Below are 14,126 nucleotides of genomic sequence, written 5' to 3'. Positions count from 1 at the left end.
GGCCGACGCGCCGGCGCACTACCACCCGGGCCGCAGCGGCGTGGTGCGGCAGGGGCCGAAGGTGGTGCTGGCGCGGTTCGGGGAGATCCATCCGCGGGTGCTGGACGCGGTCGGGCTGTCCGGGCCGGCGGTGGGCTTCGAGGTGTTCCTCGACGCGGTGCCGGAGCCCAAGCGGCGCAAGCGCGGCGCCGCCGACCTGCCGGCCTTCCAGCCGGTGCGGCGGGATTTCGCCTTCCTGGTCGACGAGGGCGTGGCGGCGGAGGCGGTGCTGCGGGCGGCGCGCGGGGCGGAGCGGGTGCTGATCGTCGATGTGGCGCTGTTCGATCGCTATGCGGGCGACAAGCTGCCGCCGGGCAAGGTGAGCCTCGCGGTGCAGGTCACCTTGCAGCCGCGGGAGGCGACCTTGACCGACGCGCAGATTGAATCTATATCGCAACGTGTGGTCGCCGCCGTCGCTAAGGCCTCGGGCGCGACCTTGCGGGCCTAGCCGACCGATCCCCGGCCACGCGGGCACGCGCGCGATGCCGGGGACGACCGATGGCGGTGATCCGAATCGAGCCGGCGGGGGACGAGGACGGCTCGCATCGTGAAGCCCTCGATTGGGAACCGCTTTGGGACCCGAAGCTCGCCGTCGCGCTGATCGGCAAGCTGGTGCTGGTCGGCGTGACCGATCTGGCGGCGGACGGCGCGGTGATCGGGCAGCGGCAGTTCTGCGGCTACGCGATCCGGGCGGATCGACGCACCGGCATCGTGGTCCGCCTCGCCGACGGCGCGCGGGCCGGCGAGGAAATTGTGCTGCCGGCCGACACGCGCGCTTTCCGTCCCGCCATGCGCGGCGAGGACCGTCTCCGGCGAACTGACGAAGTGGCGACGGAACCTGATTTCGTGACGAGTTGGTACCCGCGGGAGCAGAACCGGGTGCAGGACCACTGATCCCGCGCCCGCCGGCAGGGTAGCCCGCTCAGGAGCGGAGGCCGGTGCAGCGCCGTGCCATTGTCCGCTCGATGGATTCGAGCTGGCCCTTGTCGAGCGCGATGGAGGGACGGATGTCCCGCGTCCGCGCGGAATGGACGAAGAAGAAGAGGTGGGCCCAGGCGACGGCGTCGTTCACGCGCTTCGCGTGCTGCTCGGTCGACAGGATGGCCAGTTCGCGGTTCAGGCGCGCCATTTCCTGAGCGAGCTCCGCGCAGTGGAGGCCGCCGTAGCGCGCTTCGTCCACCGGCGCCGGGGCTATCGTCTCCGGATTCTGCGCACATGCGGCCGCGAAGAGCATGGTCGCAACGGTGATGGAGGGCCGCCGTGCGCGGGACCTCTCAAAAGCGGCTGGCATGGCACCTCCTTGCCACCGCGACCCGCACGGCCTCCTGCTCGCCCTTCCGGAGCGCGATGGGATGGCTCAGGTCGCCGCCCGCCATGGTGGCGAGCGGCGCGATCAGGAAGACGTAGCCGAGGACGTCGTCGTTTCGGCTCTGAAGCTGCTCGGCGTACAGGTCGGCGAGGGTTCCGTCGAGCCGGGCCATTTCGCCGCGGAGGCGTGGGCAGGTCCAGCCGTAGTATTGAGCCTCGCTGACCGGCGCCGGGGCGATCGTCTCGGGTCGCTGCGCGCAGGCGCCAAGCAGCAGCGCCGCCGCCGCCAACCGTCTGAAAAGGTAAGCTCGCCCGCTCATCGACTTGGCCCAGTCGCGTTGCTCACATGACGGTGAAGCACAGCCATGTTGGGGCCGCAATGTTTTTCTGCGCGGGCGGCCGCTCCGGACAGGCCTGGCGATGCTTTGATTCACCTGGCGCCTGCCTTATCTCCCTCCCGAACACAGGCCGGGAGCGCCCTCCCCCGCGCCGCCGGAACCCTATGACCGACACGCCGCTTTCCCGCATCCGCAACTTCGCCATCATCGCGCATATCGACCATGGGAAATCCACCCTGGCCGATCGGCTCATCCAGGCCACCGGTGCCCTCTCTCAGCGCGAGATGAAGGAGCAGGTGCTCGACAACATGGAGTTGGAGCGGGAGCGGGGCATCACCATCAAGGCCCAGACGGTGCGCCTCACCTATCCGGCGAAGGACGGGCAAACCTATGTCCTGAACCTGATGGACACGCCGGGGCACGTTGACTTCGCGTACGAGGTCTCCCGCTCCCTGGCCGCCTGCGAGGGCTCCCTCCTGGTGGTGGACGCATCCCAGGGGGTGGAGGCGCAGACCCTGGCCAATGTCTACCAGGCGATCGACGCCGGACATGAGATCGTCCCGGTCTTGAACAAGATCGACCTGCCGGCGGCGGAGCCGGAGCGGGTACGCCAGCAGATCGAGGACGTGGTGGGCCTGCCCGCCGACGACGCGGTGGAGATCAGCGCCAAGACCGGGCTGAACATCGAAGGTGTGCTGGAGGCGCTAGTGGCGCGACTGCCGCCGCCGCAGGGCGAGGCGGAGGCGCCGCTCAAGGCGTTGCTCGTCGATAGCTGGTACGACCCCTATCTCGGCGTCATCATCCTGGTGCGGATGAAGGATGGGCGGCTGCGCAAGGGGCAGCGAATCCGCATGATGGCCAACGGCCACACCTACCTGGTGGAGCAGGTGGGGGTGTTCTCGCCGAAGATGGTGCCGGTGGACAGCCTCGGGCCGGGCGAGGTGGGCTACCTGAACGCAGCCATCAAGACGGTGGCCGACACCAATGTCGGCGACACCATCACGGACGACCGCACTCCGGCCGCCGCTGCCCTGCCGGGGTTCAAGCCCTCCGTTCCCGTGGTCTGGTGCGGCCTCTATCCCGTGGACGCCGACGATTTCGAGAAGCTGCGCGACTCGATGGGCAAGCTGCGGCTCAACGACGCCTCGTTCCACTTCGAGGCGGAGACCTCGGCCGCGCTGGGCCTCGGCTACCGCTGCGGCTTTCTCGGCCTGTTGCACCTGGAGATCGTGCAGGAGCGGCTGGCGCGCGAGTTCGACCTCGACCTGATCGCGACCGCGCCCTCCGTGGTCTACCACCTCCGCAGGACCAGCGGCGAGGTGATCGAGTTGCACAATCCGGCCGATATGCCGGACGCCACGCAGATCGACAGCATCGAGGAGCCTTGGATCAAGGCCACCATCATGGTGCCGGACGACTATCTCGGGGCGGTGCTGACGCTGGTCAACGAACGGCGCGGGCAGCAGGTGGAACTGACCTATGTGGGCAACCGCGCCATGGCGGTGTACCGGCTGCCGCTGAACGAGGTGGTGTTCGACTTCTACGACCGCCTCAAGAGCGTCTCGCGCGGCTACGCCTCCTTCGACTACGCGTTGGACGGCTACGCCGAGGGCGACCTCGTCAAGATCTCCATCCTGGTGAACAACGAGCCGGTGGACGCGCTCTCCTTCATGGCGCACCGGAGCGCGGCGGAGCGCCGCGGTCGCGCGATTTGCGAGCGCTTGAAGGAGCTGATCCCACGCCAGCTCTTCAAGATCCCGATCCAGGCGGCGATCGGCGGCCGGGTGATCGCGCGAGAGACCATCTCGGCCCTCTCCAAAGACGTGACCGCCAAGTGCTACGGCGGCGACATCACCCGCAAGCGCAAGCTCCTGGAGAAGCAGAAGGAGGGCAAGAAGAAGATGAAGTCCATCGGGCGGGTCGAGGTCCCCCAGGAGGCGTTCGTCTCCGCCCTCCGCCTCGACGACTGAGGCGTGGCCCGTCGGTCGGTCAGACCACGGCCAGCGGGACGCCCAGGGCGGCGAACAGGTCGGGCCGGTCGCTGTCGGGCATCGAGGTCGACACCGGGACCGAGGCCGACGAGCGCTTCGCGGCCTGGTGCGAGGGCCGCACCGGCTTCCCTTCGGTGGGGGCGCCGGGGGCTACCCCCGGCCCCCTGGTCGACCACGCCGCCGAGCGCGAGGAGGCCCTCCGGCGCTGGCGGGCCGCCACCGGCCGGGACTGAGCGCCCGGCGCCCGGCCCGGGGGACCGGTGCCGAGCGGTCAGCACTCGGTACGATCGAGTGCTAGCCGCACCCGTTCCCCGACCCCCGCGGCACCGACCCATGCTCGACGATCGCAAGGCCTCGATCCTCCGGGCCGTGGTGGAGGAGTACATCCACACCGCCCAGCCCGTCGGGTCGGGCCACGTCGCCTCGCTGCCCGGGGTGGCGGTCAGCTCGGCCACCGTCCGCAACGAGATGGCCGCCCTGGAGCACGACGGCTACCTGGCCCAGCCCCACACCAGCGCCGGGCGCATCCCCACCGAGCGGGGCTACCGCTACTTCGTGGACCACCTGGCCGGGAGGGGCGGCCTGGACCGGGCCTCGGCCCAGCAGGTGCGGGCCTTCTTCGACCGGGCCCACGGCGAGCTGGAGCGCACGCTGGCCGACACGTCCCGCCTCCTGTCGGGCCTCACCGGCACCGCCGCCCTGGTGGTGAGCCCCCTGGGCGACGTCGGCGTCGTGCGCTCGGTCCAGCTCGTGGGCCTCACGCCCCGGCTGGCCCTCCTGGTGGTGGTCCTGTCCAACGGGGCGGTGGAGAAGATCGACGTGGCCCTCGGAGGGGGGGCGGCCGAGGCCTCCGACGACGAGCTGGCCGCCGCCGCCGCCCACCTGGCGGCCCACCTGGTGGGCCAGCGCCTCGACCTGGCCACCGTGCCGGAGCCGGCCGCCGACCCGGCGGCCCCTTCCAAGGTCCCGCCCGTGGTGTCCGCCGTCCGCTCGGCCCGGCCCCCCGACGCCGACCACGTCTACGTGGGCGGCACCGATCGCATGGCCGGGGCCTTCGAGGGCGTCGAGACGGTGCGCCAGGTGCTGGGCATCCTCGAGCAGCAGCTCGTGGTGGTGTCGCTCCTGCGCGACGTGCTGGACCGGGGGCTGCAGGTGGCCATCGGCTCGGAGACCGGGATGGCTCCCCTGGCCGAGTGCGCCCTGGTCGTGGCACCGTACGAGATCGAAGGCGAACCGGTCGGCACCGTCGGGGTGCTGGGACCGACCCGCATGGACTACACCCAGGCCCTCGCCGCGGTGGCCGTCGTCAGCAAGCGACTCGGCCGCCGGTTGAGCGAGGGCTGACGCACCGCAGAAGCGAGGCACGCACCGCCCATGGCCGACGACCTCTACGCCACCCTCGGCGTCTCCCGCACCGCCACCGCGGAGGAGATCAAGCGGGCCTACCGCCGGCTGGCCCGCCAGCACCACCCCGACGCCAACCCCGGCGACGACGGCGCCGAGGCCCGGTTCAAGGAGATCGCCCGGGCCTACGAGGTGCTCTCGGACCCCGACCGGCGCCAGCGCTACGACACCTACGGCACCGACGGCCCGGGGGGCCCCGACCTGGGCGACGCCTTCGGGGCCGGCGGGCTGGGCGACCTGTTCGACGCCTTCTTCGGGGGCGCCGGCGGGTCCGGCGGGGGGCGGCGGGGCGGCCCCCGCCGGGGCGGCGACATGGAGGTCGTCGTCGACCTGGCCTTCGAGGAGGCGGTGTTCGGCGCCAAGGCCCCGGTCGAGGCCGAGGTGCCGGCGCCGTGCGACACCTGCGAGGCCACCGGCTCCGCCCCCGGGACCCACCCGACCACCTGCTCGACCTGCGGCGGGGCCGGCCAGGTGCGCCAGGTGCGCCAGTCGATGCTGGGCCAGATGGTCACCGCCCGGCCCTGCCCGGCCTGCGGGGGCCAGGGCCAGGTCGTCACCTCGCCCTGCCCGGACTGCGGCGGCGAGGGTCGCCGTGCCGTGCGGCGGACCTTCACCGTCGACGTCCCCCCCGGGGTCGACGACGGCTCCACCCTGCGCCTGCCCGGCTACGGCCCGGCCGGCCCCCGGGGCGGCCCGGCCGGCGACCTCTACGTCCACCTGCGCGTCGCCCCCCACCCCCGCTTCACCCGCGAGGACTCCCAGCTCGTCCACCAGCTGCACCTCAGCCCCAGCCAGGCCGCCCTCGGCGTCTCCCTCGACTTCGAGACCCTGGACGGCCAGGAGCAGCTCGTCGTCCCGGCCGGCACCCAGCCGGGCCGGGTCTTCCGCCTGCGGGGCCGGGGCGTGCCCCGGGTCCGGGGCCGGGGCCGGGGCGACCTGGAGGTCCGGGTGGTGGTGGACGTGCCCACGGGCCTGGCGGAGGAGGAGGAGGCCCTGTACCGGCGCCTGGCCGAGCTGCGGGGCGAGGACGTGGCCCCGCCCGAGGTGGGGCTGCTGTCGAAGATCCGCTCGGCGTTCAAGTAGCCGGTGGCCGGCATCCCCCTGCGGGGCGTGGGACCCCACGCCTTCGTCACCGACCTGGACCGGCCCGAGCTCGACCCCGACGACCACCACCACCTGGGCCGGGCCCTGCGCCTGCGGCCGGGCGACGCCCTCACCGTGTCCGACGGGCGGGGCCGGTGGCGCCGGGCCCGCTTCGGCGACACCCTGGAGCCCGTCGGCCCCGTCGAGGTCGAACCCGCCCCGTCCCCGCCGCTGACGGTCGGCCTGGCCCCGATGAAGGGCCAGCGGCCGGAGTGGGCCGTGCAGAAGCTGACCGAGCTGGGCGTGGACGCCATCTGGCTGCTGGTGGCCGACCGGTCGGTGGTGCGCTGGGAGGGGGAGCGGGCCGGGGCCCACCGGGCTCGCCTGGAGAAGGTCGTCCGGGAGGCGGCCATGCAGAGCCGGCGCACCCACCTCCCCGAGGTGCGGGTCGGCGTGCCCGTGGCCGAGGCGGCCACCGCGGCCGGGGCGGTCCTGGCCCACCCGGGCGGTGGCCCCCTGGGGCTCGACCGTCCGGTGGTGCTGGTCGGCCCGGAGGGCGGGTGGTCCGACACCGAGCTGGCCGGGGCCACCACCGTCTCCCTGGGCCCGACCGTGCTCCGGGCCGAGACCGCGGCCCTGGCCGCGGCCGCTCTTTTGGCCGCGGCGAGAGCGGATGTCATGCCCTGTCGCCGCACCCCGCCCGGGGAGACCGCGGACGGTGGTTGATCGCGGGGGCGCCACGACGTAGTGTGGTCGACCAGCGGCTCCACCGCACCCCCTAGCCTGAGTGGGACCATCCCCCGCCTGGTCCCACCATCGAGCGCCCCACCGGACGCAGCCAGCAGGAGACTCACGCCGTTGAGCATCATCGACAACGAGATCGACGACGAGGCCACCCAGATCTACGGGCGGAAGGTCGGCGAGCGGCTGCGTTCCATTCGCCGTCAGAAGGGGCTGTCCCTGCAGGACGCCGAGGAGGCCTCCTCCCAGGAGTTCAAGGCATCGGTCCTCGGCGCCTACGAGCGGGGCGAGCGGGCCATCTCCGTGCCCCGGCTCCAACGGCTGGCCCGGTTCTACAACGTGCCCGTCGACCAGCTGCTGCCCCGGGACCGCACCGGCGAGGACGACGTGCTCGACCTCACCATCGCCGCCCCGGACCGGCGCAAGATCGTCATCGACCTGACCCGGCTCGACGCCCTCTCCGGCGTGGCCGCCGAGATGTTGACCCGGTACCTGACCATGATCCAGGTCCAGCGCCAGGACTTCAACGGCCGGGTCCTCACCATCCGCCGGGACGACCTGCGGGCCATCGCCTGCATCCTCGACACCACCGAGGACGGCGCCCTCAAGCGCCTCGACGAGCTGGGCCTGGCGCTGTCGCGCTGAGACCCTGCCGCCGGGCGCGCCGCCCGGCCCGCCGGCCATGATCGGGCCGGTGCCCGCCGCCCCCCTCCCCCCGGCCGATCCCCCCGGCCCGCGCCCGGCGGGGGTGGGCGCGTACCTGCACGTGCCCTTCTGCCGGCACCGGTGCGACTACTGCGCCTTCGCCACCTGGACCGACCGGGACGAGGTGGCCGGGCGGTACCTGGAGGCCTGCCGGCGCCACGCCGCCGCCCTGGCCGGCGACCTGCCCCCGGTCACCTCGGTGTTCGTGGGCGGGGGGACGCCGACCCGGGTCGACCCGGGTGCCCTGCTGGCCGTGCTGGCCGAGCTGCCCGTCGCCCCCGGGGCCGAGGTCACCATCGAGGCCAACCCCGAGGACGTCACCCCGGCCCTCACCGCCGCCTACGCCGCCGGCGGGGTGACCCGCCTGTCCATCGGGGTGCAGTCCTTCGTGCCCCACGTGCTGGCCGGCCTGGGCCGCACCCACCCGGCCGAGGCGGTGGCCCCGGCGGTGGCCGCGGCCCGGGGCGCCGGCCTGGCCGTGAGCCTCGACCTCATCTACGGCGGGACCGGCGAGTCCCGGGCCGACTGGGCCACCACGGTGCGCCGGGCCGTGGAGCTGGAGCCCGACCACGTCAGCGCCTACGCCCTCACCGTGGAGGCGGGCACGCCGCTGGCCGCCGAGCCGGCCCGCCACCCCGACGACGACGACCAGGCCGACAAGTACGACACCGTGACCGATCTGCTGGAGGGGGCCGGGTACGGGTGGTACGAGATCTCCAACTGGGCCCGGCCCGGGCACCGCTGCCGCCACAACCTCCTGTACTGGTCGATGGGGGAGTACGTGGCCCTGGGCTGCGCGGCCCACGGCCACCGGGACGGTCGCCGCTACTGGCACGTGCGCACCCCCGAGCGGTACCTGGCCGCCGTCGAGGAGGGCCGGGACCCGGAGGCCGGCTCCGAGCGGCTCGACCCCGAGCGCCGGGCCCTGGAGGCCCTGCAGCTCTCGATCCGCACCTCCGCCGGCGTGCCGGCCGACGCCCTGGACCCGGCCGACCGGGACGCGCTGGTCGGCCTGGTGGAGGTCCGCCACGACCGCATCCTCCTGACCCGGGCCGGTCGCCTCCTGGCCAACGAGGTCGCCCTCCGGCTCCGGCCGGTGCCGCCGGCCTGACCGCCGCGCCCGGAGGTTGGCGGGCGGGCGGCGGCGGCCGCGAGGCTGCACCGATGGCCGTGGATCTCGACGAGGAGTGGGACGAGGACCTGCGCAGCGCCGACCCGCTGCGCACCCCGGGGTACGCCGAGCGGCTGGCCGCCCTGCCCCATGAGTCGGTCCGCACCGGGCGCACCGCCACCCACGTCGTGGTCGAGGGCTGCTTCGACGCCCTGGGCGGCTCGATGGGCGTGGTCCACGGCGAGCGGGTGGTGCGGGCCTTCGACCGGGCCCGGGAGCTGGGCCTGCCCGTGGTGTGCCACACCCGCAGCGGTGGGGCCCGCATGCAGGAGGGCATGGTGTCGCTGCTCCAGATGGGCCGGGTGGCCTCCGCCGTCCGGCGCCACGGCGAGGCCGGGCTCCTGTCGGTGGCCGTGCTCCGCTCGCCCACCACGGGCGGGGTGCTGGCCTCCTACGCCTCGCTGTGCGACGTCCGGGTGGCCGAAGCCGGCGCCGTCGTCGGCTTCGCCGGGCCCCGGGTGGTGGCCCACACCACCGGCGAGGAGGTCGAGGGGCGCTCGCACACCGCCGAGACCGCCCTGGCCGCCGGTCTGGTCGATGCCGTCCGGCCGCCCGACCAGCTCGATCGGTGGGTCGACGTGGCCCTCGGCCTGCGGCCGGCGCCGCTGGCCCCCCGTTCCTTGCCGGTGGGGGGAGGGCCGGTCCCCACCGCCGGTGGTGACCCCGGGGTCGGCGGCCCGCCGGCCGCCCCGAGTGTCGCTGCGCCCTCTGGCGCCTGGGCCGAGGTGGTGGCCGCCCGGCGGCTCGACCGGCCCACCGGCGTGGACGTGGCCGCCCACCTGTGCGCGTCGTGGTTGGAGCTGGGCGGTGCCGATCGGACCGTCCGCACCGCCCTGGCCCGCATCGGGCCCACCGACGTGGTGGTGGTGGCCTCCGATCGCCACGCCGGCACCGGCCGGCCCGGGGTGGCGGGGTTCCGCCAGGCCCGCCGGGCCATGGCCCTGGCCGGGCGCCTGGGGCGGCCGCTGGTCACCCTGGTCGACACCCCGGGCGCCGAGCCCGGGCCGGCCAGCGAGAACGCCGGCATCGCCGGTGAGATCGCCGCCACCTTCGCCGCCCTCGACGGGGTGCAGGTCCCCACCGTCGGGGTGTGCGTGGGGGAGGGGGGCAGCGGCGGCGCCCTGGCCCTGGCCTGGACCGACGTCCTGCTCGTCCAGGAGCACGCCGTGTTCTCGGTCATCGGGCCCGAGGGAGCGGCCCTGATCCTCGAGCGGGACGCGACCCGGGCGCCGGCGGTGGCCGAGCACCTGGGGCTCACCAGCGGCCAGCTCCTGGGCCTGGGGGTGGTGGACGCCGTGGTCCCCGACGACCTGGCCGCCACCAGCGCGGCCGTGGGCGAGGCGCTGTCGGCGGCGGTGGTGGGCCGCCGCCGGAGCCGGCCCGACGCCGTCTCGGCCGCCGCCCTGGGCCGGCCCGGGTAGCCCCTCAGGGGGGCGGCGGGGCGGGCGCCGGGAGGAGGGTGAAGACCTGGCCGGGGCGGACCAGGTCGGGGTCGGCCGGGTCGACCAGGCGCGACCGGTTGGCCTCCACCAGGGCGGCCCAGTACGGGGCCACCTCGTCGTCGGTCGGGGCCCGGCCCCACGCCCGGGCCAGGGACCTCTCGGCCACCTCCCAGAAGCTCTGGCCCGCCTCCACCCGCCACTCCTGCCCGGCCGGCGGTGGGGCGCCGCCGTCGACCCGCATGGTGGCGGTGCCGCCTGGTGACGGTCCGTCGTCGCCGGCCGGGGCCGGTTGCCAGCGGAGCACGACGTCGGACCGGTCGGGCAGGCGCTCCAGGACCACCGACGCGTCGGCCGGATCGACGACCTGGGCCGCCGGCGGCCGGGGCGGCGAGTCGGCGGTCAGCAGGCCGGCGGTCGAGGCGGTGAGCCCGACGCCGGCCACCGCCCCCAGCACCCTCCGCACCACCGGGACGGTGACCACGTCCGCCGCCGCCACCAGGGCCGGCACCCGGCTGGCCCGGGCGGCCAGGCCGAGGGCGGTGACGGCCAGCAGGTAGGCGGCCAGGACCAACCCGGCCACCCGGACCAGGGCGAAGGCCGCGGTCACGGCGTCGCGCTGGGCGAGCCAGCGTTGGAGGGCGGCCCCGTCCCGCACCGGTGGCGGGGCCAGGGAGCCGGAGCCGAGCGCCTGCAGCAGGGCCAGGGTCGCCACCAGGGCGCCGACCCAGGCCAGCCCGCCCGCGGCCCGCCGGATCACGGCGGCGGGGGCCCGACGGCCACGGCCAGGCCGCCGGGCCCGGTGGCGGTGAGCTGCGGGCAGCCGTCACCGTCGCCGTCCCGTCCGACGAGCGCGTCGGCCCCCGGGGCCCGGGCCGTGGGCCGGACCGTGAGCTCGGCGCCGGGCCCGACCCAGCGGTCGTAGACGAAGACCTCGCCGGTGGCCGGGCGCAGGACGGCCACCGTGGCCGTCCCGTCGCAGTCCCAGTCGCCCACCGCCGACCGGTCGCCGGCGTCACCCACCACCCAGGTGGTGGCCCCCACCGAGACGCGCCGGCCGGCGACCCGGACCCCTTCCGGGCACCCGTCGCCGTCGGTGTCCTGGGCCTCGGCCCCCCGGACCGGCACGCACCCGCCGGGGCCGGTGGCGCCCCCAGGGGCCCGGGGGGCCGGCGCCGGCCCGTCGCCGGACGGCCCGGGGCGGGACCGTTCGGGAGCGGGCGACACGGGCCCGGGCCGCGGTGGGGCCGGGGTCGGGTGGGTGGTGGAGGGGGTGGCTCCGACGACGCCCGGGCCGGGGTCGGGTGCCCGTGGCCCGATGGCGGCCAGGCCTGCCGCTCCCAGGCCGAGGCCCAGCCCGGCGACCACCAGGCGCCGTCCCCACCGAGGCCGGCGGGTCCCGGCCCCGGTGTCGGGCCGGGGCCGGTGGCGCCCCATCGCCGGGCGGCGGGCGGGGCGCGGGCGGTGGCGACGGGGGCCGCCGGGGTCGAGGGGGGCGGTGGCCCGCAGGAGCGCGGCCAGCTCGGCGGCCGTGGGGCGGGCGGCGGGGTCGTCGGCCTGGGCCTGGTCGGCCAGGGTGAGCAGCGCCCCCCGCAGGCCCCGGTCGGTCCCGCGGCCGGGGCGCGGGCGCCGCTCGGGGAGCTGGAGGCCGTCGTCGGCCGGCGCCACCAGCCCGGTCAGGAGGGCACCGAGGGCGGCCACGTCGCCGGCCACCGGGACCCGATCGGCCCGGCCGGCCTCGGCCAGGCCCGTGAGCACCGGCCGGCCGGTGGGTCCCAGGAGGACGTGGTCGGGGGTGAGGCGGCCGTGCACGAGCCCGGCCCGGTGCAGGTCCGCCACCGTGTCGGCCACCTGGGCCACCAGCCCGGCCGCGGCCGGCGGGGGGAGCCCGGTCACGGTGGCCAGGGTGTGCGACCCGGCCCAGGCCAGGTGCAGCTCGACCGCTCCGGCCTCCTCGACCAGGGCGGTGACCTGCACCGTGCCCGGGTGGGCCAGGGCCCGCAGGAGGGCCGCCTCGGTGGCCAGCCGGGCCCGCCCGCCCTCGTCGGTGGCCCGCTTGACCAGCACCGGCGCCCCGTCGGCGCCGGCATCCACCCGATGCGTCGGGCGAGGGGGCCGGTCCACCCTCGGACCGTACCCGCCACCCCTTGGAACAACACGAGAGACATTGAAAGACACGAGAGGACCGCCCAGAGGTGGTGGGCGGGAGCAGGCCGGCCCACCGGTCAGCCGGCCAGGCGGGCCCGGGCGGTGGCGGTGACGGTGACGGTGTCGGGCCCGCCGGGGAGGGCGGTGGCGAAGATGGTCTCCACCGGGGCCTCGGCCTCGATGACGACCTCGCCCGCAGGGGTCACGGTGAGCGACGTCACGGTGATGTCCAGGCCGGTGGCGGCCAGGCTGGCCCGGGCCTCACGGCTGGCGTCCCCCCGGTCGATGACCACGTCGCCGCCGGCGTAGAAGGCGTCGTCCCGGTACGACGAGGCGGCGGCGTCGCTGGCCGCGCCCTGCACGGCGGCGATCACCTCCCGCTGGCGGAGGTGGACGTGGGAGAGGTCGACGGCCACGGCCCCGAGGACGATGAACACCAGGGCGCCGGCCGGCACCAGCATGAGCGACGATCCGCGCTGGCGGTCGCCAGCGGCCCGGCCCGCTCCTCTACGCGCCACAGGTCGCCTCGCCGGGCAGGCCGGAGCGCAGGTCGTCGATGCGCTCGGTGTGGGTGGACGACACCTCGAAGGCCTCGCCGAAGCCCCCGATGAACGGGATGCGGATGGCCGGGACCGGGTACGTGGCCGTGTAGCCCACCCGGCCACAGCGGGCGAAGGTGCCCTGGGGTCGGCTCAGGTGGAGGCGGTCGGGGTCGCGCCCGTAGCTGCGGATGGCCTCCCGGGCGGTGCGGCGGGCGGCCGCGTCGCCGGTGGCCGGGTCACCGGCCTCGGCCAGCGTGCGGGTGGCCTCCCGGGCCGCCGAGGTGACGGCGAAGGTGGCGTCGATCACGCCCCAGGCGTTGACCAGCAGCAGGGTGCCGCAGACGAACAGCAGCACCGAGAAGGGCAGGGCCTCCAGGCCCCCGACCGCGCCCCGCTCGGGCCGGCGCCCGGGCTCGGGGCGGGCGGGACGCCGGCGGTGCGACACCCTGAGCGTCACCGGACCCGCTCCACCCGGACCGTCACGGTGCGGTCGATCTCCTCCACGCCCAGGAGGCCGTCGGCCGCCACCAGGAAGCTGGGGTTCTCGGCCCGCACCCGGAGGCGGACCACGTCGCCGGTGGTGCCCGTCCAGTCGAAGGGCTCCAGGCGGGCGGCGTAGCGACCCAGGGAGGCCCGGACGTCGGCCTCGGCCCGCCGCTGGGCCCCGGCCACGGCCGAGGGGTCGGCGTGGTCGATCTCGGCCGCCGCCACCCGCCGGGCCGCGTCGTAGGCGTGGCCGGTCACCGCCGAGGTGGCGTACAGGCTCACCACCAGGTGCACGGCCAGGAACAGGAAGGCCAGGAACACCGCCACCCCGGCCACGGTCCCGATCAGGCTCTGCCCGTCCCGGGGCCCGCCGGGGGCCGGTGCCGGGCGGTGGGCCCAGCGGGCCCGGCGGCGGTCGGGAGGAGGGGCCACGGCTGCGCTCAGTCGCCGATCTTGTTGACCTCGGTGCGGGTGTTGGTGGCGGCGTCGTCGAAGATCAGCTTGAACGCCGTCCACATGGCCGCCCCGAGGAAGGCGGTGATGAGGACCACGATGGCGGCCGAGATGACCCCCTCGCCCCGGTCGTCGCCGGCCAGGCGGTGGTGGGCGACGACCAGGGCCGATCGCACCCAGGTGTAGGTGGCCAGGCTCCCGCGGTCGACGGCGTCGACCGGGGTGCGCAGCGGGAGGGGAGCGGTCATGGGTCCTCCTGGGGATGGGGGGAGCTCGGC

Annotated in this window: 18 protein-coding genes; 9 read left to right on the top strand and 9 right to left on the bottom strand. The window is 75.6% G+C overall.

Annotated features, from left to right (window positions below; translation table 11 throughout):
* Together VEW93_09000 and VEW93_08995 are read left to right on the top strand one after the other, a co-directional pair.
* The coding region (locus VEW93_09000; GenBank protein ID HYI61926.1) for a hypothetical protein at positions 1-487 on the top strand (487 nt) is incomplete at its 5' end.
* Between the two features lie 56 nt (positions 488-543).
* A complete protein-coding gene (locus VEW93_08995) occupies positions 544-933 on the top strand; it encodes a hypothetical protein (protein ID HYI61925.1) in 390 nt (129 codons plus the stop codon).
* Positions 934-961: 28 nt separating this feature from the next.
* Here VEW93_08995 and VEW93_08990 read toward each other — a convergent pair whose 3' ends face one another.
* Together VEW93_08990 and VEW93_08985 are read right to left on the bottom strand one after the other, a co-directional pair.
* Entirely contained in the window at positions 962-1,273 is a 312-nt protein-coding gene (locus VEW93_08990; GenBank protein HYI61924.1) for a hypothetical protein, read from the bottom strand.
* Positions 1,274-1,313: 40 nt separating this feature from the next.
* A complete protein-coding gene (locus VEW93_08985; GenBank protein ID HYI61923.1) occupies positions 1,314-1,637 on the bottom strand; it encodes a hypothetical protein in 324 nt (107 codons plus the stop codon).
* Between the two features lie 212 nt (positions 1,638-1,849).
* Here VEW93_08985 and lepA point away from each other — a divergent pair, with 212 nt between their 5' ends.
* Positions 1,850-3,655: a translation elongation factor 4 gene (lepA, locus tag VEW93_08980; GenBank protein ID HYI61922.1), complete on the top strand. Its 1,806-nt coding sequence runs from the start codon at positions 1,850-1,852 to the stop codon at positions 3,653-3,655.
* Positions 3,656-3,674: 19 nt separating this feature from the next.
* Here the strand turns inward: lepA and VEW93_08975 are convergent, their stop codons facing one another.
* A complete protein-coding gene (locus VEW93_08975; GenBank protein ID HYI61921.1) occupies positions 3,675-3,797 on the bottom strand; it encodes a hypothetical protein in 123 nt (40 codons plus the stop codon).
* A 212-nt stretch (positions 3,798-4,009) separates the two neighbouring features.
* Between VEW93_08975 and hrcA the strand changes: the two genes are divergently transcribed.
* From hrcA to VEW93_08945, 6 genes are all read left to right on the top strand, one after another.
* Positions 4,010-5,020 carry a heat-inducible transcriptional repressor HrcA gene (hrcA, locus tag VEW93_08970; GenBank protein ID HYI61920.1) on the top strand — a complete coding sequence of 337 codons (1,011 nt, stop codon included), beginning with the start codon at positions 4,010-4,012 and terminating at the stop codon, positions 5,018-5,020.
* A gap of 30 nt (positions 5,021-5,050) precedes the next feature.
* Positions 5,051-6,163, top strand: a complete 1,113-nt coding sequence (gene dnaJ, locus VEW93_08965) for a molecular chaperone DnaJ (protein ID HYI61919.1) — start codon at positions 5,051-5,053, stop codon at positions 6,161-6,163.
* A 3-nt stretch (positions 6,164-6,166) separates the two neighbouring features.
* Positions 6,167-6,889 carry an RsmE family RNA methyltransferase gene (locus VEW93_08960; GenBank protein HYI61918.1) on the top strand — a complete coding sequence of 241 codons (723 nt, stop codon included), beginning with the start codon at positions 6,167-6,169 and terminating at the stop codon, positions 6,887-6,889.
* Between the two features lie 132 nt (positions 6,890-7,021).
* Complete coding sequence (locus VEW93_08955) at positions 7,022-7,549, top strand: transcriptional regulator (GenBank protein ID HYI61917.1); 528 nt, start codon at positions 7,022-7,024, stop codon at positions 7,547-7,549.
* Between the two features lie 49 nt (positions 7,550-7,598).
* Complete coding sequence (gene hemW / locus VEW93_08950) at positions 7,599-8,720, top strand: radical SAM family heme chaperone HemW (GenBank protein ID HYI61916.1); 1,122 nt, start codon at positions 7,599-7,601, stop codon at positions 8,718-8,720.
* Positions 8,721-8,773: 53 nt separating this feature from the next.
* Positions 8,774-10,201: a carboxyl transferase domain-containing protein gene (locus tag VEW93_08945; protein ID HYI61915.1), complete on the top strand. Its 1,428-nt coding sequence runs from the start codon at positions 8,774-8,776 to the stop codon at positions 10,199-10,201.
* 4 nt (positions 10,202-10,205) lie between these two features.
* Here the strand turns inward: VEW93_08945 and VEW93_08940 are convergent, their stop codons facing one another.
* From VEW93_08940 to VEW93_08915, 6 genes are all read right to left on the bottom strand, one after another.
* The gene (locus tag VEW93_08940) at positions 10,206-10,979 is read right to left on the bottom strand and encodes a hypothetical protein (protein HYI61914.1); all 774 of its coding nucleotides are present in this window, start codon (positions 10,977-10,979) and stop codon (positions 10,206-10,208) included.
* Positions 10,976-12,343 carry a hypothetical protein gene (locus VEW93_08935; GenBank protein HYI61913.1) on the bottom strand — a complete coding sequence of 456 codons (1,368 nt, stop codon included), beginning with the start codon at positions 12,341-12,343 and terminating at the stop codon, positions 10,976-10,978. The genes VEW93_08940 and VEW93_08935 overlap by 4 nt, the downstream gene beginning before the upstream one ends.
* A 101-nt stretch (positions 12,344-12,444) precedes the next feature.
* Positions 12,445-12,828 (bottom strand): hypothetical protein, encoded by a 384-nt coding sequence (locus tag VEW93_08930; GenBank protein ID HYI61912.1) that lies wholly within the window; start codon positions 12,826-12,828, stop codon positions 12,445-12,447.
* A 46-nt stretch (positions 12,829-12,874) separates the two neighbouring features.
* Positions 12,875-13,366, bottom strand: a complete 492-nt coding sequence (locus tag VEW93_08925) for a hypothetical protein (GenBank protein HYI61911.1) — start codon at positions 13,364-13,366, stop codon at positions 12,875-12,877.
* A complete protein-coding gene (locus tag VEW93_08920; GenBank protein HYI61910.1) occupies positions 13,363-13,827 on the bottom strand; it encodes a hypothetical protein in 465 nt (154 codons plus the stop codon). The genes VEW93_08925 and VEW93_08920 overlap by 4 nt, the downstream gene beginning before the upstream one ends.
* Before the next feature lie 8 nt (positions 13,828-13,835).
* Positions 13,836-14,096: a hypothetical protein gene (locus tag VEW93_08915; GenBank protein ID HYI61909.1), complete on the bottom strand. Its 261-nt coding sequence runs from the start codon at positions 14,094-14,096 to the stop codon at positions 13,836-13,838.
* Positions 14,097-14,126 lie beyond the last annotated feature (30 nt).

Source organism: Acidimicrobiales bacterium, assembly GCA_035630295.1.
Taxonomy (GTDB): Bacteria; Actinomycetota; Acidimicrobiia; order Acidimicrobiales; family Iamiaceae; genus Iamia.
Note: the sequence above shows the minus strand (reverse complement) of the source record. Positions and strands in the feature narration are given on the sequence as shown.